The sequence below is a fragment of the Microcoleus sp. MON1_C1 genome (assembly GCF_036701945.1).
Lineage (GTDB): Bacteria > Cyanobacteriota > Cyanobacteriia > Cyanobacteriales > Microcoleaceae > Microcoleus.
Window position 1 is genome coordinate 1 of record NZ_JAUBRO010000046.1, and the last position, 21,006, is coordinate 21,006.

Consider the following 21,006-nt stretch of genomic DNA (forward strand, 5'->3'; position numbering starts at 1 on the left):
CTTTCTTTTTCATTTTGATTGGCTTCCATTTGCTTTCTTTCCTTTCATTTATTATCAAACTTTCCTATTTTACCATAGAAATTTATATTTACATCTCAAATGGAATTGCTATACTATCTAAAACTTCATTCCAGTTGATAGTTGTCATAACTTACACCTAGAGACTTAAGTAAAATCATAACGCTTGGTTTGAGTTTGTGTCATCCTTAGCTACCTCCCGCTCTAGCTATATGAACAGTCAACATACTTTTGGATAAGTTATATATTTTATAGTCCGCTTGACATTTTTGCACATCGGTGAAATTTTGGGCGAAAATACACTGAACTCGCGATCGCACTTTTTGAACAAATGATAGTACAGAACTTTCAAACCCTAGCCCTTCCGGGTAACAGCTACTCAACTGCAAGCAATTTACTCGATCGAGTAGATGGCTGGCGCCAAGAAGCAACCCGAAAGTTGCAGCAAAGCCAGAGAGGAGAAAAAGGACAATTTTTAACACCTTCCTCAGTGGCAAGTTTGATGGCGGGAATGTTTGAATTTAACTGTCCCGATATATCGCTTTTAGATGCCGGTGCAGGAAGTGGTTCGCTGTTAGCAGCAGTTGTTTGCGAACTTTGTCAGCGCCCAAACAAACCGCGCAGCCTGCACGTTACAGCTTATGAAATTGACCTTATTTTGATTGAATACCTCAAGCAAACTTTAGAATTGTGCAGTATTGAATGTCAGCGTTGGGGGATATCTTTTACCTGTGAGATTCGCGAAATAGATTTCATTCAAGACAGCGCCGATATGTTGCAGCCCAATCTATTTACACAACCAGCAAAACGGGAATTTACCCATGCAATTATCAATCCTCCCTATGCCAAAATAGACGCTAAATCCAAAGCCCGAACCTTGCTGCGTTCTATAGGACTAGAAACCAGCAATCTCTACGCTGGCTTCACAGTTGCAGCAGCTCACCTGCTCAAACCAAACGGTGAATTAGTGTCGATTACTCCCCGCAGCTTTTGCAACGGTTTATACTTTCGAGATTTCCGCAAAGTATTCCTTCAAATGATGGCTTTACGCCAAGTACACATCTTTGAATCCCGACAGTTGCCATTTCGCGATGATGCGGTGCTGCAAGAAACTATTATTGTGCGCGCCACCAAACAAATAGAACAGCCAGATACTGTACTAATTACCTCAAGCAGCAGCGTGGGCGACGACCTGGTATTGTCTCACCAACTGCCGTATACCGCCCTAATTAATCCCAATGATTCCGAGCAATTTATTCGGATTCTACCGGATTCGGTCAGCCAGAAAGTAGTCGATCAAATGGCTCAATTTATTTGCACCCTAGAGGAATTAGGTTTAACAGTTTCTACCGGGAAAGTTGTAGATTTTCGTGTTCGCTCTGACTTGCGGCTAAAACCTGAGAACGGTACAGTTCCGCTGATTTATCCCGCACACTTCTCGGCTGGCGGTGTTGAATATCCCACAGCAACGAGAAAGCATCAAGCTTTAGCTGTCACGGCAAAAACTGCTGCACTCCTCGTACCTAACGAACATTATGTTTTGAGCAAGCGCTTCTCCTCAAAGGAAGAGAAAAAGCGAATTGTTGCAGTTGTCTGGGATGCCAATAAGATTAATAGTTCTAGCGTTGGTTTTGAGAACCATTTGAATTACTTTCACCAACAGGGACGCGGATTAGACCTCACCCTCGCGCGGGGATTGGCCGTTTATCTAAATTCGAGTTTGGTAGATGCGTTTTTTCGACTGTTCAACGGACACACTCAAGTTAATGCTACGGATTTACGCAATTTGAAGTATCCTAATCTAGAGCAATTACTTTTACTTGGCGCTCAAATTGGAGAAATATTTCCTACACAGCGGGAGATCGATCAACTCGTCGAGACACAACTGCTTAACGCGACCAATCCGTTAGAAAATAGCCCAATGACAATCAAGAACCGTATTGATGAATCTCTAGAAATACTTGCAGCGCTGGGTTTTCCAAAAGGTCAGCTTAACGAACGTTCCGCCTTAACCCTTCTGGCTTTGCTTGACCTCAAGCCAAAGGAAGCTTGGGAATTGGCAAAATCTCCACTTCGGGGAATCACACCAATTATGGAATTTATGGAGGAGGAGTACAGTAAAAAATATGCACCAAATACGCGGGAAACTGTGCGTCGCCAGACTGTGCATCAGTTTCTAGATGCAGGTTTAATTGTTGTTAATCCTGACAGTCCAGAACGTCCGGTGAATAGTCCAAAAACTGCATATCAGATAGAAGAAAGTGCTTTGGAACTACTGCGAACCTATGGCACTTATGATTGGGACAAGAATGTTCGCGCTTACCTCGTTCATTTTAACGGAGAAAATTTTTTGCAGGGTTATTCCAAAAATAGAAATATTTGTGAGTCAGAAGGCTGCTAAAATACACTGTTTATATGGCTGCCGCTGGGATCGGAATGACATATACTGTGATGCAAGCGGTTTAATTGACCGGAATTGTCGATCGCACTCAGTAAATCAAATAAGTAACTAGGTAAAATATCTCTGCAATGGAAAAAAAGCATAACGCTGGATTGTGGGTATCAGTATTATACTTCGCTCAAGGTCTCCCTTACACCGTCGTTAATTTAATGTCGGTGATTTTTTTGAAAGGTATGGGAACCAGCAACGAACTCATCGGATTAACAAGTCTGTTGTCTTTTCCTTGGGTTTTAAAAGGTTTGTGGGGGCCCGTCGTTGATTTGTATTCCACCAAACGCAAATGGATTTTAACAACCGAAATCATTTGTGCTTTTCTGTTTGCTTTCCTAGCTTTTGGCGTATTAACGCCGGCACCGATTATTATATCGCTTGTTATCTTTACGGCGATCGCCTTTGTGTCAGCTACTCACGACATCGCCATTGACGGATTTTATTTAAACACTCTCAATAAAGACCAGCAAGCCTTGTTTGTCGGGGTTCGCAACACGGCTTATAGAGGTGCTGTCATTGCCGGTAGCGGTGTATTGGTGTTCTTAGCCGGGAAACTGGCCGAACAGCATTTAGTCACCGGAAGTACAGGCGACACCAAAATATATCAAAACATTCCACTGTCACTTTTCGGTTCGGATTTTAGCGTGTCTGCGCTTAACTACGGATGGGCGACAGCCTTTGGCATTTGTGCGATTATGTTTGTGCTGATATATCTCTTTCAGCGGTGGTATCTTCCCTATCCTAGAAATTACGATCTAGAATCCGGCGCCCCCCAGCAAACAACAAGCTTTATCGAAGCATTTAAAACTTATTTTCAGCAAGATAAAATTGGTTGGATTGTGACTTATGTCTTGATTTTTCGCTTGGGCGATGCCTTGACGTTTAAAATGGCTCCGCCATTTTTAATGGATAAAGTGGAGAAAGGAGGATTAGCAGTTTCTACATCGGACATGGGTCTGTTATCGGGTACGATCGGGGTAATTTTTCTGTTAATAGGAGGGTTACTAGGCGGCTATTTGATTGCCAAACAAGGATTGAAAAAATGGATGTGGCCGACGGCAATTCTGCAAAATTCGACTAACGTGCTGTATTGGCTGTTGGCAATAAATCAACCGGGGATTGAATGGGCTTATGCTGTAAATTCGATCGAGCAATTTACTTACGGACTTGGCGTAGCTGCCTATACAGTCTTCTTGATGCGGACTGTCCGCCCTGAATACGAAGCATCTCACTATGCAATTACAACGGCTTTTATGGCTGCAGGAGTGCTGATTCCGGGCGTTTTTAGCGGCTACTTGCAGGCGAATCTCGGCTATCAAAATTATTTTTTGATGAGCGCGCTGGCTGTGATTCCCGGTATGCTAACCATTTTCTTTCTGCCCCTAGAAGATGAGAAAAAATTAGCATCCATGCCCAGGCCTGGACTGGACGATTTCGATTAATATCAAGTCTAGTCGTTATAACTATAAGATTCGGGCGGGGGTGGGTTGAGCAATATCTGCACTACTTTTTCGATATTCAGCCGAACCTGCCCCTACAGGAATATGGATGTTTTTAATCGCTAACTGGTATAAATTGTGCGTGCCTTCATAAAATAAAATAAGGACACAACAATGTTGTGTCCCTACGGAATATCTGTATTGCCAGCGCCCAACTAAATCGCAATAAAATCAGTGGCTGTTAGCGGACTACTTAGAATGCTAGGAATACTGGCAAGAAGTTCGCCGTTACGGGCAATTTCAATCGTCGTTGAAAAATCGCCTTCAGTAACTCTCAGTTGGTTGAAGGTCAAACCTCCGCTCAAACCGATTAAATCTTGACCCTTTTGAAAGTCTACAAGTGTATCTGTACCGGCACCTACTCCTAACACCAATACGTCGCGTCCAGCGCCACCAATTAAGAGATCTGTACCCCCTGCGCCCATGAGCGTATCGTCTCCTTCTCCCCCGATCAAATTGTCATCGCCTTTGCCACCTAATAGCAGATCGTTGCCGGTGCCACCGCTGATAATATCGTTGCCTTTGTTGCCGCTGAGAGTGTCGTTTCCCCCATTGCCAGTGATAATATCGTCCGCTGCCAAACCTGATGCTGTATTGTTGGCATCGTCGCCGACTAAATTATTAATTTGGGATACATCGAGAGCAGTTTTCATTGCTACAACGTTTCCTAAAAAGGAGGTTCCCGGAGTGGTTCTTAATTGCTCTAAACTGCTGCGCGATTCCAGCGATGTTCCCAAGGCTGGCAGTGCAAAATCTAAGCCCGCTAACAGCTCTAAATAATCGGAATCTGTGAAAGTGAAATCCGGGCGGTTCAACTGGTCTACAGAGATTTCAGTCTGAGTCAAGCCGGGAGGAGGAGAACTTAACAAACCGCTTTGGGTGTGCTTGTCTAAGACAAGTAGCGGGTCAATAATCGGGTTAGTAAATGTTTGAAGAACTACTTTTCCTGGGAGAAAAGCTTCACCTCCCAAACTCACAAAATCGCCGCTAACGATGTAGTGAGTTACATTTTTTCCGGCACCGACTTTCTGCTTGAATGTATTGACAGTGTTTTGATCAACTCCGGGAGAATTGAAGGTGACAACATCTCCGATAGTAGAGGTAAATTCAGTGGCGGCTAGTTGCGTTATGGCGCCGCCCAAGCTGTGTCCCAGAAGGTCTGGTGGCAAGCGGCTGGGGTTTTTTGCTGTATCTTGACTGATTTGTGTCAGCCAATTTCCTAAGGCTTGTTTGTTGGCTTCAAATTGGTTGAAACCGGCGCCGCGCTGGTCTGCGTTGGCAAGATCGTCTACGGGCGAGTCGGTGCCGCGAAATACTAAAACCGGCGGTTTGTCTGGGGTGGTGGAAATTAAGCCGATCGCGTGAAATCCAGTCGCGGGATCGTCAAAAGTGCGATCGATTTGGTAGCCAGCAGCGCTCAAACCTGTTTGAACTAAGGTTTGGGACTGGGGGTTGTTATCTATGTAAACAAGTTGCTTGGCTATAGTTTCGTAAGCGGCGGGGGATGAGGGCATATTTTTTTATTTCCTGTCGTTTGATGGGGAATTAGTTTTTCAGCTACTTAACTAAGTTTACAATAAACTTCGTTTATTAACCATATTAATTGGTCATTTTTAGTGGCTTTTTAGGGGTAATTTAAGCGCTATTTTTTTGTTACAAACAACAAATACCCTACCAAACCAACCCTGTTTAGCGGCACCAAAACTATACAGTTTTATCGCTCTCAAGCTATACAAAATCTACCCGCGTAATATCGCTTGCCACTACCCCTCTGAGAGTAGCAAGAACTTCACCAGTAATCGGGATAGTAATTAAAGCTCCGTCACCCGCTTGGGTTACTCTAATTTGAGGAAAAGTTAGACCCCGCGACAGTGTAATTAAATCTGCACTATCTTGAAAATCTACAATCACATCGGCCCCGCCGCCGGATTCCAATACAAAGCGATCGCGCCCCGCGCCGCCCATTAAAAAATCGTTGCCAAACTCGCCGGAAATCAAATCATTTCCGTCGCCACCGTCAAAATAATCGTTATCTCTGCCGCCGTACAAGAAGTCGTCGCCATCACCACCGGTGATGCTGTCATTACCTCGATTGCCTCTGAGAGTATCGTTACCGCGATTGCCGATAACTGTATCCTCTCCAGGGCCGCCAGTAGCAGTATTGTTGCGATCGTCCCCTAATAAATAATTCGGTTGCAAGGGAGCTAAACCGTATTGCATTTGTCTGATTAACTGCACAAAAGAAAATTCTGGTGCTGTTCTCAAACTCTCTGCACCGCCTCTGGTTCTGATTGGGATGGACACATTGGCCAAGGGAAAATTTAGGGCAGCGATAAATTCGTTAAAATCGGAGTCGTTGTTATAAGTAAATTCGGGACTGTTTAATTGTTCTACGGAAATTTGCCTCTGCAAAAAACCCACGGGCGGAGTAGTTAACAAATTTTCAGTTCGATGTTTTGCCAAAACAGTTAAGGGATTAATACTCGGGTCTGTAAAACTTTGGATAAATACTTTACCCGGGATAAATGCTTCCCCAAACAAGCTGACGAAATCTCCGCTGACAATGTAGTGAGTGACATTTTTGTTGCCTGCCCTGCTGAGATTTCTCCGAAAAGTGGTGAATGTACTCGCTGACACTCCCGGAGAGTTGAAAGTAAAGATATCGCCGGTCAGAGATGTGTATTCGGTTGCTACAATTTGAGCGACTGCTCCGCCCCAACTGTGCCCGATGACATCGGGCAATAATTTGCTGGGGTTTTTACCTGTATCTTGACCGATTTCTGTTAGCCAGTTTTTGATATTATCTTTGTTCTTTTCAAATTCAGGTAAACCAATGTCCCGCGAGTCGGAAAAGATAGCGTCGCCGTCGATGAAGTCTGTACCTTTAAATACGAGGGCTGGCGGGTTTTCGGGATTGGATGAACCGAACCCGATCGCATAAAAGTTTGTTTCTGGGTCGTCGAATATGCGATCGATATAGTAGCCATTAGTATCTAGGAAACGCGAAACTTCATTTTGTGCGTTAGGTTTTTGATTTAAAAAAACAATTGACTTAGCCAGAGCTTCATAAACAGCAGGCGAGGCACTCATAATATTAGATTTGGTGGTTGTTGGTATTTGCGAACGCTCTCTTCTTGAGCTAAGTGTCCAATAGGAGCCATTATAGCTGACAAGATTTTATGGTAGACTTGATAATATCAACTCAAGAATCTAGTTTTTGCGGTTATGGCTATCATTCGTCAATACATTGCTCCATTTATAGCGATATTAGTATTTTTTGCGGCTCTGGTAGCAGTCAGCGCTCGCATCTTTTTGCCGGCTGACATGGCGGCCCCGGCACCGATTGAGGAAGCGATCCCCCAAAAGCAAGCGGCAGTAGTGAATCCAATTTTCTTGGGGCTAAATTATTCCGCTTTGCGTGTCCGGTGAGCTGATGTCTGCTCAATTAATACCGGGCTACGGGCTGCGCTCAGGATCTGGACTCGATCGGGCAAAACTGGTAAAGTTTATGCACCGGACTTACCGAGAGCTTTACCCGGATGGGGAATTGGAACATTTGGCTCAAACTGTCGAGCAGTATTTTTCTAACCAGACGCCGGTTTGGTGGGTAGAGTGCCAGAAAAACAGCCAGGAAGAGGCAGAAATTTTGCCGGTGCTTCCCTCGCAGTATCTCAATCCACAATCTCAAGTCCAAAATCTGACATCGGTTGTCGGATGTTTGTGGTTGGGAAATGCGATCGACCAAACCACCGGAGAACGCTACGCTCACATTTTTTTGCTGTACGTAGCACCGGAACATCGCCGTCTGGGGATCGGTGCAGCTTTAGTTATTCATGCTGAAAATTGGGCGCGGGAAAGGGGCGATCGGCAAATTGGTTTGCAAGTATTTCTGAGCAATCAGCCTGCGGTGAATCTCTATCAAAAATTAGGCTATCAAAGTCATTCCCTCTCCATGCTCAAATCCCTTTGAAATATAAATTATACTGGTTTGGAATCAGGGCTAAAGTCCTGATTCATCCCAATTATGAGGACTTCAGTCCTCACTACCAACTTAAGTAACAGCAGAGATATTCGTTTGTAGTAAGGATTTTAGTCCTGATTCATCCAAATTATGAGGACTTCAGTCCTCACTACAAACTTAGGTGACAGCAATTGTGAGGACTGAAGTCCTCGGTACCAACTTAGGTGACAGCAGAGGTATTTGTTTGTAGTAAGGTACTGCGCGTGCACCCTACAATTATTGACTGCTGAGTGCTGAGTGCTGACTGAGTTGCTTAGGAGCATCCTCTGTGCGGTAAAGTTTTTTTATGAACAATAACGACTACTCCAACGCCCTTGATACTGACACGGAACTGGAAAGCCCTTTGGATCAAATTTATGAATCCGAACCCCCGCTGCCAGATCCCGAGGAAATGCTGCCTTTGCTGGAATCCCCGGAACCTCAGCACCGGATGATTGCGGCGCGGGCTTTTTGCGAACTGCAGGACGATCGAGCAATTTCGCATTTAATTAATTTGTTGAGAGACGGTTGCCCCCTGGTGCGGGTGAGCGCAGCTTATGCGTTGGGGCGAAATCCGAGTCCCGATGCTGTGGAACCGCTGATTCTTCAGCTTAACTGCGACTGGAACGGTTACGTTCGCAAAGGGGTAGTTTGGGCCCTGGGAAATTGCAGCGACCACCGCACTTTGCCATCTTTAATTGATGCTCTGAAAACTGATATTTCGGCGGTGCGTTTGTGGGCGGCGAGTTCTCTGGGTCAAATGGCAAAAGTTGGTTACTCTGTGGTGATTGCTGCGATTCCGCCGTTGATTGAAGCGCTGCGGGGAGATTCTGTATCTGCTGTGCGAAGTAATTCCGCTTGGGCGATCGGGCAACTGGCCCGGGAATTGCCGAATAATATAGTGTACGCTGGGGCGATCGATGGTCTGATTGAAGCTTTAGAAGAAGATGAAGATATGGGCGTGCGGGAAGATGCTAAATCTTCACTCTTGCGAGTCGGCGACCCGCGCGGATTGCAGATAATTGAAGACTTAGAAATGGAAGGACTTTTGTGATATCATTACCACAATTAAACACCACTTACTAATTCCCAATTATCAATTTCATCAATCCCAAGACAGAATTTGGTTTCAAAAAAATCTTTGCTTCGCCCCAGAGCAAAGACATTTTGATTAGCTTCCTCAATGCTCTGCTCTATGACGCACAGCCAACCATTGAAGATTTAGAAATTATTGATCCTTACGCCGCGCCGAGCGTTACTGGATTAAAAGACACTTACCTGGATGTTAAAGCCAAAATTACAGGCAACAAAACTGTGATTATCGAAATGCAGGTAATAAATGTAGAAGCTTTTACTAAACGGGTAGTATACAATGCCACCAAAACCTACGCAACTCAACTCAGACCCAGGGAAGGATACTCTAAATTAAATCCTTTGATTGCTTTAACAATTACTGATTTTGTTCTGTTTGAAAATACCGAAAAGTTTCTCACTCATTTTGTATTTAAAGAACTCGAATAAAACTTCGAGTATTATAACAGAGAAATCGAATTAGTGTTTGTCGAACTGCCCAAGTTAAACAAAGAACTAGAACAAGTCGAAAACATAATTCAAAGCTGGATTTATTTTATCAAAAATGCTCCTCTATTCGACGAAATTCCTGAAAAGTTTGCATCAATTACCGAAATTCAAACAGCTTTTTCCATCGCCAGCAGAACTAATTTAACCCTTAAGGAATTAGAGGAATTGGAAAAGCGGGAAATGTTTTTTGAAGACCAGCGCGGTGCTATTATTAAAAGCCGCCAAGAAGGCATAATTGAGGGGCAAACAGAATTAATATTGCGTCAAATCGCGCGGCGCACTGGCGAAATCCCACCAAAAATTCAAACTCGCATCCAGCAGCTATCTCCCGAACTATTGGATAATTTAGGAGAAATCTTGTTAGATTTTACCAGTCAAGAGGATTTGATAGCTGGGCTTGAATCGGCTTCAGCATGAATTTATAACTTTTGCACTCCTGATACTAAATCCGGCTTTAATACCCCCTTTATTCTTTAGCCGCAGCAGGCGAACTTTGTTTGTGTAGTAGCGGTTTCAACCGCCGAGTTTCCACCGCCGAATTTCTAATCTAATAGGTCGGGTTCCCGGCGCACTATCATGTCATAAAGCGGTTGAAAGCTAAACCATCCCATCCGGTGAGACCCTACTTGCTGCTGTGTAAAACGCGCACATTCTGGCTTGATGAGAATGGGTTTTCCCGCAGCTTCGGCCATTAACTGCGCTTGACAAGAACGTTCCATTGCAATAAACCACCAAGCTGCTTCATCTACTGTTTGACCTACTGTTAACAGTCCGTGATTTTGTAAGATAACGGCTTTTTTGTTACCTAAAGTTTTGGCGATGCGTTTAGCTTCTTCGATTTCCAAAACAACTCCGGTGTAATCGTCAAATAAAGCTTGGTCTTCATAAAAAGAACAAGCATCTTGCGTCAGCGGGTCAAGCAGGCGGCCCAAACTCGACCAACTTTTGCCGTAGGGAGAATGAGCGTGGGCTGCTGCGATTACGTCGGGGCGGGCGCTGTGCACTTGGGAATGAATGGCAAATGCTGCTTCGTTTACGGGTTTATTTCCTTCAACAACTTCGCCTTTGTGGTTGACTAAAATTAGGTCGCTGACTCGAATTAAACTAAAGTGCATTCCAAAAGAATTGACCCAAAAATGGTCGAGGTGTTCGGGGTCGCGGACGGTGATATGTCCGGCCACTCCTTCGCTGAATCCGAAGCGGGCAAATAATCGAAATGCGGCGGCTAAACGTTGTTTGCGGTGGCGGCGTTCTTCTTCAAGTGAGTTGAATGTTGGGGGTTGAAAAGTGACTTTTGGGATTTTTAGGGCAACCATATATTTTATTAGTGAAAAGACAGGAGGCAGAGCCTCCGAATCGGCATTCCCAGTCAGAGACTGGGAACGAGATAAATTTTGAATTGGGAAATTTGAATTGGGAACTGTGGGTCAGGCATCTTGCCTGCCTTACTAAACTGCGATTTCACTGAGGCGCAAACCTGCTATGTTTTTGCAGTCAAAGGTAGCGTTGTTGCCGGGGTGACGTTCTATTAATTCGATGATTTGTCCGGCGGGGTTTTGCAGAAACCACTGGGTTAATGAGCCGGAGTTTAAAGGACGCTCTGATAGCGGTTTAAAGTTTTTGTTTTGCCATATTTTAGCAGCATTCTGCACGTTTTCGACTCGAATCGCGACGTGGTGAACTGCTTCTAATCCTCTTTCTTGCTGGAAGCGGTCTGTTTGGTCGCCGGCTGCGTGGGGCGCATCTAATACTACTAAGCCGCCTGCTGGCATTAATAAGGTCATTAAATGCAGCCACAAGTCGGAGGGAACATTAATGTTTTCCGCACAAAAGTTGAGCGGGAACAAGTCGGGGCCTTCAACTGTTTTGGCGCCGAAAGGGCGGAAAGATGCGGCGTAGTTTTCGAGTTCGGTTCGGCTGGAAAATGTGATGACAAAGTGGTCGATTGAAACTGCTTCGCCGTACAGGTTTGTCTCAAAAATCCAGTTGGTTAAAAATTCAGGATTTGTAAATTTTGGGTTAAGTTCCACCAAGCCATTTTTTTCTATCAAAGGCGAGTCCAGATGGCTGTCAGTGGGGTTCGGGAATTTTAAGGTTTTCAGCTTAACGTTTTTCATGTGTTTGACCCCGATGTGGAAGGAGGCAAAACTGCGAATTTCTTCTACAGGCTCAACAGAAATCACATTTTGTGCCTCTTAATTCAAAAATAACACAAAATTTAATAATTGCCCGTCTAAATCGAGTTCATTTGCCGATCGCCAAACCGGCCAACCACGCCGTAGTCCAAGCACTTTGGAAGTTGAAACCGCCCGTTACGCCGTCGATATCCAAGATTTCGCCAGCAAAGAAAAGTCCGGGACAGCGGCGGCTTTCCATTGTCTTGAAATCGACTTCTTTGAGGTTGACACCGCCGCAGGTGACGAACTCTTCTTTAAATGCCCCTTTTCCTGCAATCTGATATTCGCCTTGAACGAGTTCTTGCAGGAGGCGATCGAGGGTTTTGTTAGATAAGTCTGCCCAGCGTTTTTGCTCATCAATGCCGATCGAACTTGTCAAACGTTCCCAGAGGCGGCGCGGCACCGGAAACGGACAGCTAGAGACAATCAATCGGTGCGACAACTGCGACTTAACTGCTAGCAGTTGCTGCCGCAAAACTTCCGCATTGTACTGGGGAAGCCAATTAATCAGCACAGATGTTTTATAATGGCGATCGTGCAAAAATCTCGCACCCCAAGCCGAAAGTTTGAGGACAGCAGGCCCGCTCAAACCCCAGTGAGTAATTAGCAAAGGCCCGCTTTGTTCTAATTTAGCTCCCGGCAATTTCACCTTAGCATTAGGAACAGAAATTCCAGCTAATTCTTTGATTCTGCTGTCGGAAATATTAAAAGTAAATAGAGAAGGAACGGGCTGTTCTACAGTATTACCTAACTCTTTTGCCCACTTATAACCCGAAGGATTGCTGCCTGTAGCCAGAAGAATGCGATCGCACTTCAATTTCTCCCCGGATTTCAACTCAATTTCAAAACTAGGGGCGGTGTCTCCGTGTTCGCCCTCTGCGGTATTGCCCGTTAATTTATTTACTGAAACTACTGCATCACCGGTGCGAATTTTTACGCCTGCATCCTCAGCAGCCCGGATCAAACAGTTAACAATTGTCCCCGAATCGTCGGTGGTCGGAAACATTCGCCCGTCTTCTTCTGTTTTCAACTTCACACCGTGACCTGCAAACCATTCTACAGTATCGCGCGGTTGAAATCGAGTAAAAGCACCGCGCAGAGCTTTCCCACCTCTGGGGTAATTCTGCACTAAAACACCAGGGTCAAAACAAGCGTGAGTAACGTTGCAGCGCCCGCCGCCCGAGATGCGAACTTTTGCCAGGAGTTGTCGGCCAGCTTCTAGTAAAGTGACGCGGGCCTGCGGGTAGGTTTTGGCACAGGTAATTGCACTAAAAAAACCTGCAGCACCGCCGCCGATAACTGTAATTTTGAGGATTCGATCGGACAAATTTTTTCTCGCTTATTCTGGTTCAAAATCGGATTTTTTCGCCCCACAAGTGGGACAAACCCAATCGTCGGGGATATCTTCAAAGGCAGTACCGGGCTCTATGCCTCCGTCGGGGTCGCCTACTTCTGGATCGTAGACGTAAGTGCAAACTGTACAAACGTATTTTTGCATTTGCTTAACTCAATTTTATATTGTAAGCCTATAGATTGTACTTGACAACGCAACCTAGTGCAATATAGCAATCCTACTAAATGAGTCGTAAATTTTTTACCCCACCCCAACCCTCCTCGAACCCGCTCGCTCGGGAGTAAGAAATTCACAAATGATGCGAGGATTGCTATACCACTTTCAAAAAGTAATGAGACTTTCCGTAATTTCCAAGTCTTTACGAAGTAAGTCTTGCACAATTATAAAATCTAAAATCTAAAATCTAAAATCGTCAAAGCCTCCAGAACCGCCGTTCTAGAGGCTTGATTGTATTTTTTATTAGTTTAGTGCGATTGCCAGACTAGACTTTCGCTAAAGGCTTGGTCCAAACGCCGTTTTCATCTTCTTCATACTGCTGGTGAATGGCGTCCCAAGCGGTGTGTTCGGCTTGTATCGAGTCGTTGCTTTCATCAAATGCGGCGTTGTATGATTCCATAAAGGTTTTTTGAGCTGCTTCCGACAGGTGCGATCGCACTTCTGGAGACAAATCTGCCGGACTATTGCAGCGACCTTTAACGGCGCGCGGCAGGGTCATCTCGCTAACTGAAACTTCTTCGCCGCCTGCACTTTCTAGCAAGAGTTGAAATTCGCCCGATTTATCTGCGGGAACTTCTGCCATCACGAGAAATTCGCCTGCTTCAACGCGGGTTTGATAGATAGTTGCTTTGTCTTCGGGCATTCCCAAAGTGACTAAAGCGGAAACTAGACCAGCACCGGCCGAACCTGCGATCGCCCCGCTAGCTGCACCCAACAGTGCAGCACCCAGCGGGCCCGCCGAGACTACTGTACCGACAAAGGGAATAACCAGCAGGCCGACGCCAGTTAGCAAAGCCAAAAAAGAACCGAATAAGGAACCAAAAATCGCCCCGCTTCGCAGACCGCCTAAAATCACATCTTTTTTAGTAAGAAAGCCGGCAATTCTAGTTTTAGACTGAAAGTTTTTTCCCATGACTGAGATGTGGTCGCGGGAAACTCCGCGATCGAGCAACCGCCGAATTACACCGTCTAATTGTTCTTCTTCCTTAAAGACGGCTGAAACTGTGCGTTCGGCTAAATATTCCTCGGTCATTTTTCCTCCTTGATGATTGGTCGATTAGTTTTGATAGTGTTCAGTATAGGAAGACACGGTAGGGCGCTCGCATCGACCGCGAGATAGAGGTCGATTTATCGGATATAGTTTGAGGATCTATCAAAAGAGTTAAAGATTTTTTGAAGTGCGATTGCTCATCTATTAGAGACAGTTTTTCAGATATAAAATAACCTTTTAACTATTGCTATTTTATTATATTTTAACTGCTCCAATTTATCGTACATTCCGATTACAAGCACTTTTCATCAGCGTTTTATGCTGCTATATCTGCGTCAATTTTGTCTGGCTTCGCCTAATATTAGGCTAGTACACCATAAATTTGCGATCGAGTCAAATGCGGTTTTTCATCAATAATTTTTTATGGAGTCAGCCCAGCATTAAAATCAATAGTAATATTTTTTACGGTAATTCGGGTTTTGGCAATGCGGGGGCGGCAGTCGCCAGTTCCCGGCGTGCTGACAATTAGCGTTCCAATCTCAACCGTAGTTGTCATATTTACCTAGATTGAGTTAACTTTATTTTATTGTAACGCAGCTTCATTTCTACCCGATCGCATTTATCAAGGTTAATCAATGCCACTAGCACCCCTGTTTCCTGTCGTTCATCCCATCCTCAAATCTGCTTTTCCCAGATGTCTGTGGACGGGAGATATCAACAGCCGAGAAATTGCCCTCACATTTGACGACGGGCCGCACCGTCAGCACACACCTCAACTGTTAAAAATTTTAGATAAATACGACATCAAAGCTAGTTTTTTCTGGCTAGGTTTTTGCGTGGACAGGCATCCAGAAACGGCTAAAGAAGTGTACGATCGCGGACACTGGGTCGGCCTCCACGGCTATCAGCATATATCGTTTCCAAAACTCAAAACACACGAACTAAAACAAAGTTTAGAAGACACGCAAAAAGCAATTGCCAAAGCTTGCGATTTAGACCCAAAATTAATCCTGGACGTGCGGCCGCCCAACGGCATTTTTACGCCGCGAACATTAGAGTTATTGCAACAGTGGGAATATCGCCCTGTAATGTGGAGTGTCGTCCCGGAAGATTGGGTGCGGCCGGGGGTTAAGAAAGTTATTAGTCGCATCGTGCAGCAAACTGAAAACGGATCTATTATTGTACTGCACGACGGCTATTGCGGCGGCGAAGATGTTGCAGCTTCGGCGGATAAAATAATTCCATTGCTTTTGTATAAAGGTTACAAATTCGTGACAGTCGATCGCCTGTGGCAACAAATTTCTGCCTAATTGTGTCAGTGCGATCGCTACTCCGAACAAAGAAACCGGGTTTTTTAACCGAGATTAAGGGGTTTCAGCAAGTATTGTAATTAAAAACTCCGGTTTCTTGCCAAAAGTTCAATTTAGCAAAGAGGACGCGAAGATGGCACTAAAAGCAGACACTTTTTATAACCCGCCGCGCTTGGTAGGAGACGACACATCGGAAAATCTTACGCTTTCCGTGGGACAGCTTGCTAATTTTCCTGGTGGAGCCTGGTTGTTGGGCCCAGAGGATACTGTAACGGGTTCCTCAGATGCAGAATTGATTCTGGGGAATGCCGGTGACGATCGCATTTTTGGCAATGACGGCAACGATTCACTTTACGGCGGTAAAGGCGACGATTCGCTGTTAGGAGAAAATGGTGATGACTTACTCAAAGGCGAAGTAGATAACGATACTCTTATCGGTTTAGCCGACGACGACATTTTGCGGGCAGGCAAAGGTAACGATGCACTGTTTGGCAGCTTCGGCAACGATACTCTCAACGGCGATACTGGTGTAGATACTCTCACCGGAGACGAAGGTAATGACGTATTTGTACTCACAAATAAACTCGGCGGTTCTACTGTTGCTCTAGCGGATACTATTACTGATTTTGACAAGGGCGAGGATAAAATTGCCTTAGCAGACGCGCTTGTGTTTGAAAATATCAGAATTTTGCCGGACTCTCAAAATCCAAACGATACTGTAATTCAGCAAGATACAGGGGAGTTTTTGGCAGTTGTAAAAGATGTTAGCAGTAGCACTTTAGAGCGCTCGGACTTTCTCGTTCCCGGCAGGTTAGCTTTTAGCGCCAATGATTTCATAACCAATGAAAGCAATATTTCCAATACTGTCACCGTGACTCGCACAGACGGCAGCGACGTTGCGGTCAGCGCAACAGTAACGCTGGATTATCCCAATCCATTTGTTGGGGCCAGCCTTCGCCCCTCAAACTTAAACGCTGCCTTTTTCCCAGTCAAGTTAGGTACGGTCAATTTTGCCGCTGGAGACACTACACCTAAAACTGTTAATATTCCTTTAGTCGATGATGCAATTCGTCATTATCCTCGATCGGCTTTGCTGACATTGACCGAACCCACAGGCATCACGAATATTAGCACGCAGAATACAGCTACATTAAAAGTTCTCGACGATAACAAACCGCCCTCTCCGATTCAAACCTTCGATTTCGTCAATGCGATCGCAGCCGACGGCAATAGACTGCTCCTCGGAAGCATAAGCATTGACAACAAAGCTCCAGGATCTGCTCGCTTGTTTGACACTAATACGGGGAAGTACCTCCAGACTTTTGGGCCACCTACACAATCTGTTTCCTTTGGTAACAACGTCGCTATAGCTGATAATAAAGCCCTGATTTCATCTGGCGGCAACGAATCATACCTGTTTGATACGAATACAGGTGCACTACTGCAAAGCTTCAGCACTGGGGATACCAAACCTTTTAGCTCCGGCACTGCTAGAAAAGTCGCCTTTGTGGGTAACAACGTCCTGATTTCTCCCACTCCAGACTTACCTTTCAGTTATCAAACAGTGGCTCCTGCATACGTGTTTGACTCCAATACAGGCGCGCTACTGCAAAGCTTTTTTAGTCCCATCCCTAGAAATCTTTTTCCGGTTGAATATGCAAATGCTGTCGGAAACAAAGTTGCGATCGCAGCCTCATCAAAACAACCGTTGGAAACATCCATTAATTCAGCAGTTTATCTGTTCGATAGCATAACAGGTCAACTCCTCCAAACTTTGCCAAGCCCAGATCCTGCTGACAATAGTGCTACTTTCGGTATAGCGATCGCAGCAGTTGGTAACGATATTCTCATAGGAGCGCCATTTGCCGATCGCGGTAGGGGTGCAGCGTACCTGTTTGACGGGAATACAGGCTCATTAATCCGAAAATTTTCCAACCCAAACCCCCCCGATTCCAACTTATACACAAACGATGGTTTCGGAGGTAGCTTGGCAGTTACAGGCAGTGATATTCTGATTGGAGCCAGCTCGTACGAGTCTCAAGGCGCTGTATATCGCTTTAACAGTACAACAGGACACCCGATCGAGACTTATTTGGGTACAGATTTTGGTTCCGTTTTGGGTAATGTTCAACCAGCTAGTTCCTTTGGGGATAACATCGCGATCGCAGGTGACAAAGTTGCTATCAGCTATTCTATTCCACGGTTCCGTGTATCAGGCGCTACTGCTGCTTTGTTTTAGCAGAGATAGTCAGAAACGAGGGTTTTTTACAATAGGACTTACGCATTCCCACCAAATAAACCGGGTTTTTCACCTAATTTGAGGGCTACAGCCAAAGATTTTCGTAAAAAAACCCGGTTTCTTTAATATGAGTGCATTAGTGCTGTAGGTTTTGGTATATTTGCGAATTATGAGGAGGCTGTTATATGGTTCGATCGCACAAAAGTCAAGCTGTAATTGCTTTCGTCGTAGCTTTGGGGATAATCATCGGGAATTTAATGTTTCCGGACCTGAATGTAGCGCCGGCATTTGCTCAAGCCAAATTTAAGGATGTTAACGACCATTGGGCGCAAGCTTGTATTGAGGAGTTAGCAGAGAAAAAAATTATCAGTGGCTACTACGAAGACGGCACTTTTCGCCCGAATCGCCCCGTCAGCCGCGCTGAGTTTGCGGCGATGGTTCGCATGGCTTTTCCCGATGCCAAAACCGTCCGCGCTCCGATAGACTTTGCAGATATTCCTACAAATTACTGGGGTTTTAAAGCAATTCGAGAAGCTTATCAGACGGGTTTTATGTCTGGATACAGTGGCAGTATCTTTAACCCGACTTTGAATATTACCCGCTGGCAGGCTTTGGTAGCTTTAACCAGCGGCTTGAAATATACACCTACGGGATCGGCGGCTGAGGTTTTGGAGGCGACTTTTGAGGATGCGCCGCAAATTCCCGAACTGGCAAGAAATGCGATCGCCGCCGCCACAGAAAAACAACTTGTGGTCAATTATCCTGCTGTTAAACAGCTAGAACCTACTCGGAATGTTACTCGCGCCGAAGTCGCAACTTTTTTCTGTCAGGCGCTCGCCAAACCCGGCCAAACTGCCTTAGTTCCTGCCGAATATATTGCCCAAGTTCCGGCGAATATCGGCCCGCCGAGAACAACAGAAATCTCGGAAGCGGGGAAAGTTAGGGCGGAAGTTTCTTTCGTAAAAGAAGCAGAAAATGCTAAAAATCTCCGCATCAGAATTATCCGCGACGGTAAAAGTTTATTAGAAGAACCCGTGCTGATTCCGACTCGTTCCCTAGTAGATAATCCCGACAAAAGAGCCAGCGAAGAAATATCAGAAGGACGTTTTTTATCGCTGCGAATTCGTGATTTGGACGGCGACAAGGAACCGGAAGTGCTGGCAGATTTGGTGTCAATCAAAAGCGGCGTCCGCTGCTGCAATTATTCGTTTATTTACCGCTACGACTCGGCAGCTAACAAATACACTCATGTCAAGCATTTCTGGGGCAATGTGAGTTACGAAATAGTCGATTTTGGCAAAAATGATATCCCAGAGTTTAAGAGTCAGGACGGCAGATTTTCCGAGGCTTTTACAAATTACGCTGATTCTCGCTTTCCGCTGCAAATTTGGCAGTACCGCCAAGGTAAAATGCAAGATGTTAGCAAAGAGTATCCGGTGGAAGTATACACGAATTCTGCTGAGCTTTGGCTAGAATCTAACAAGCGTTTGAGTGATAATGGAGATGTGAAGGGGGTTTTGGCGGCCTTCATGGCGAACAAGTATGTCATGGGCCAGGAGGCGGAAGGTTGGCAGTTGTTGGAGAGAGTTTATCAAGGACGCGATCGCACTGAATTCTTTGGGAAGTTGCGGGAGTTTTTGGTAAGTACGGGTTATGCGAGTAAGTAGATTTGCAGGTCTTTAAGCGCAGATGAACGCGGATTAACGCGGATAGTGTCTGTAGGGCGGGTTTTACGAATAATATCTAATTTTAACTAACAATATTACTAAACCCGCCCCCACACAACAGATAACCCACGTCAATTTTTACTTCGATACTCATCCAAAAAATGTACATGATCATTTACCCCTTTGTGGGGGCTGGTTTATTTAAATCTTTAGTTACAGCCACGTATTGTGGGTAAAAACTGCTCTTACAGATAGCAGGAAAGTTGACATTTCGATTTAAATCGCCGAGTTATATATAAAAATAATTTCCCACCACACTTTAGTATTAAGCTAATCCGCATTTTAATTGCATGGTAAAATAAATTTTCACTCTTGTGGGGGGGCAGGAGATCCCGCCCTCAACATACAATTTAAATGCACAACAGCTTATACGTCCCGATAGTACCGTAAAATACATACTTTTTAGCAGCTAAATTCCCTATTCAAATATTCATCTAATTTAGGCCCACATATTAATTTGTTTAAATAGACTAAATTTACTAACAATGTGTGAAAAAATGCAAAGGGCTGTCGCTTTTGAGACCCTAAGCTAAAATAAAGATAAAATCTCAGATATTTAATCACTGAAAATGGTATACCCACCTGCACCTTGGAATCTGCAAGGTTATGCTGTTCAGACTTTACAATTGGTAGATGTGGCACGAGTGCGCCCCTTGGTTCCCTCTGAGTTAGAAATAGTCTCTTTATTGCCAGGAAAAACCCTAGGTGGCATTTATATATCCTCCTACGGGTTGGGTTCGGTGATGGAGTACAATGAGTTAATTGTAGTTAGCGCGATCGCCAATTATGCAGGAAAATGGGGCGCTTGGGTTTCCCATATCTACGTAGACAACCCTAACTCGGTAGCCGGCGGACGGGAAATTTGGGGACTTCCTAAAGAATTAGCTCAATTTAGTTGGGAAGGCAGCGATTCGGTAAAGGCCGCACCCCTAGGCTACCGCGTCACAGTTAGCCAAGAAAACCGTCAACTGTGCAGCCTCAATTACAGCAAGCAAACTTTAGCCTTACCGCTGCCTTTTAGCGGAAATGTTTTCAGCGCTGACTGCCGCAATTTGCTGTTGTTTAAAGGAGGATTACAGTCTCGCAGCGGTTTGATTAAAGGCGAATTAGAAGTGGCAGAAGAAAGTCCTTTTGCCAGTTTAAACTTAGGTCAGCCCTTGCTAACAGTTGCCTGCGAAGATTTGCGTTTAACAGTCGGTGCGCCGGAAGTTGTGGGAAACAGATCCCTTGAATTCAGTTATTAGCTGTAAAGTGCGGAGCTTCGCCGTCAACCTAAAAAAACAGAACAGCCAGAAACCCGGTTTCTTGAAGAAGCCGGGTTTCTGGCGCGGCCTATTAGTTTGAGCTACTTACTAATCTTTTTGAGGACTTACGCATCAAACGGCTAAAAACCGGGTTTCTTCCTAAATGCGTCGTTGCCACACGCAATATTCTCCGAGAAA

At 45.0% G+C, this 21,006-nt stretch carries 17 protein-coding genes and 1 pseudogene; 10 read left to right on the forward strand and 8 right to left on the reverse strand.

Annotation, left to right across the window (positions count from 1 at the left end):
- The first annotated feature begins 349 nt into the window (after positions 1-349).
- Positions 350-2,419: an Eco57I restriction-modification methylase domain-containing protein gene (locus QUA62_RS22520; RefSeq protein WP_333406841.1), complete on the forward strand. Its 2,070-nt coding sequence runs from the start codon at positions 350-352 to the stop codon at positions 2,417-2,419.
- A 128-nt stretch (positions 2,420-2,547) separates the two neighbouring features.
- Positions 2,548-3,912, forward strand: a complete 1,365-nt coding sequence (locus QUA62_RS22525; RefSeq protein ID WP_333406843.1) for an MFS transporter — start codon at positions 2,548-2,550, stop codon at positions 3,910-3,912.
- Between the two features lie 212 nt (positions 3,913-4,124).
- Here QUA62_RS22525 and QUA62_RS22530 read toward each other — a convergent pair whose 3' ends face one another.
- Positions 4,125-5,483, reverse strand: a complete 1,359-nt coding sequence (locus tag QUA62_RS22530; protein ID WP_333406845.1) for a calcium-binding protein — start codon at positions 5,481-5,483, stop codon at positions 4,125-4,127.
- Between the two features lie 214 nt (positions 5,484-5,697).
- Complete coding sequence (locus QUA62_RS22535) at positions 5,698-7,059, reverse strand: calcium-binding protein (RefSeq protein ID WP_333406847.1); 1,362 nt, start codon at positions 7,057-7,059, stop codon at positions 5,698-5,700.
- A gap of 135 nt (positions 7,060-7,194) precedes the next feature.
- Between QUA62_RS22535 and QUA62_RS22540 the strand changes: the two genes are divergently transcribed.
- The 4 genes and pseudogenes from QUA62_RS22540 to QUA62_RS22555 all read left to right on the forward strand — a co-directional run bounded on the left by QUA62_RS22540 (position 7,195) and on the right by QUA62_RS22555 (position 9,967).
- Positions 7,195-7,398, forward strand: coding sequence for a hypothetical protein (locus QUA62_RS22540; protein WP_190663521.1), 204 nt, complete (start codon positions 7,195-7,197; stop codon positions 7,396-7,398).
- A 4-nt stretch (positions 7,399-7,402) separates the two neighbouring features.
- On the forward strand, positions 7,403-7,939 hold the full coding sequence (locus tag QUA62_RS22545) for a GNAT family N-acetyltransferase (protein ID WP_333284453.1): 537 nt from the start codon (positions 7,403-7,405) through the stop codon (positions 7,937-7,939).
- Between the two features lie 337 nt (positions 7,940-8,276).
- Positions 8,277-9,023, forward strand: coding sequence for a HEAT repeat domain-containing protein (locus QUA62_RS22550; protein WP_333284451.1), 747 nt, complete (start codon positions 8,277-8,279; stop codon positions 9,021-9,023).
- A gap of 41 nt (positions 9,024-9,064) precedes the next feature.
- A pseudogene (locus QUA62_RS22555) lies at positions 9,065-9,967 on the forward strand (Rpn family recombination-promoting nuclease/putative transposase).
- Between the two features lie 125 nt (positions 9,968-10,092).
- Here the strand turns inward: QUA62_RS22555 and QUA62_RS22565 are convergent.
- From QUA62_RS22565 to QUA62_RS22590, 6 genes are all read right to left on the reverse strand, one after another.
- Positions 10,093-10,866, reverse strand: a complete 774-nt coding sequence (locus tag QUA62_RS22565) for a class II aldolase/adducin family protein (protein ID WP_333406849.1) — start codon at positions 10,864-10,866, stop codon at positions 10,093-10,095.
- Positions 10,867-10,998: 132 nt separating this feature from the next.
- Positions 10,999-11,733, reverse strand: coding sequence for a hypothetical protein (locus QUA62_RS22570; protein ID WP_333406851.1), 735 nt, complete (start codon positions 11,731-11,733; stop codon positions 10,999-11,001).
- Positions 11,734-11,794: 61 nt separating this feature from the next.
- Positions 11,795-13,054 (reverse strand): NAD(P)/FAD-dependent oxidoreductase, encoded by a 1,260-nt coding sequence (locus QUA62_RS22575; protein WP_333406853.1) that lies wholly within the window; start codon positions 13,052-13,054, stop codon positions 11,795-11,797.
- 12 nt (positions 13,055-13,066) lie between these two features.
- On the reverse strand, positions 13,067-13,225 hold the full coding sequence (gene rd, locus QUA62_RS22580; protein WP_333406855.1) for a rubredoxin: 159 nt from the start codon (positions 13,223-13,225) through the stop codon (positions 13,067-13,069).
- A 337-nt stretch (positions 13,226-13,562) separates the two neighbouring features.
- Positions 13,563-14,330, reverse strand: a complete 768-nt coding sequence (locus tag QUA62_RS22585; protein WP_190739058.1) for a ChaB family protein — start codon at positions 14,328-14,330, stop codon at positions 13,563-13,565.
- A gap of 379 nt (positions 14,331-14,709) precedes the next feature.
- On the reverse strand, positions 14,710-14,844 hold the full coding sequence (locus tag QUA62_RS22590; RefSeq protein WP_333284441.1) for a hypothetical protein: 135 nt from the start codon (positions 14,842-14,844) through the stop codon (positions 14,710-14,712).
- A 79-nt stretch (positions 14,845-14,923) separates the two neighbouring features.
- Between QUA62_RS22590 and QUA62_RS22595 the strand changes: the two genes are divergently transcribed.
- The 4 genes from QUA62_RS22595 (at position 14,924) to QUA62_RS22610 (ending at position 20,808) form a co-directional block, all read left to right on the forward strand.
- The gene (locus tag QUA62_RS22595) at positions 14,924-15,598 is read left to right on the forward strand and encodes a polysaccharide deacetylase family protein (RefSeq protein ID WP_333406857.1); all 675 of its coding nucleotides are present in this window, start codon (positions 14,924-14,926) and stop codon (positions 15,596-15,598) included.
- Between the two features lie 133 nt (positions 15,599-15,731).
- The gene (locus tag QUA62_RS22600; RefSeq protein ID WP_333406859.1) at positions 15,732-17,837 is read left to right on the forward strand and encodes a M10 family metallopeptidase C-terminal domain-containing protein; all 2,106 of its coding nucleotides are present in this window, start codon (positions 15,732-15,734) and stop codon (positions 17,835-17,837) included.
- A 185-nt stretch (positions 17,838-18,022) separates the two neighbouring features.
- Positions 18,023-19,504, forward strand: a complete 1,482-nt coding sequence (locus tag QUA62_RS22605) for an S-layer homology domain-containing protein (RefSeq protein ID WP_333406861.1) — start codon at positions 18,023-18,025, stop codon at positions 19,502-19,504.
- Positions 19,505-20,133: 629 nt separating this feature from the next.
- Complete coding sequence (locus tag QUA62_RS22610) at positions 20,134-20,808, forward strand: acetoacetate decarboxylase family protein (protein WP_333284433.1); 675 nt, start codon at positions 20,134-20,136, stop codon at positions 20,806-20,808.
- Positions 20,809-21,006: the final 198 nt, after the last annotated feature.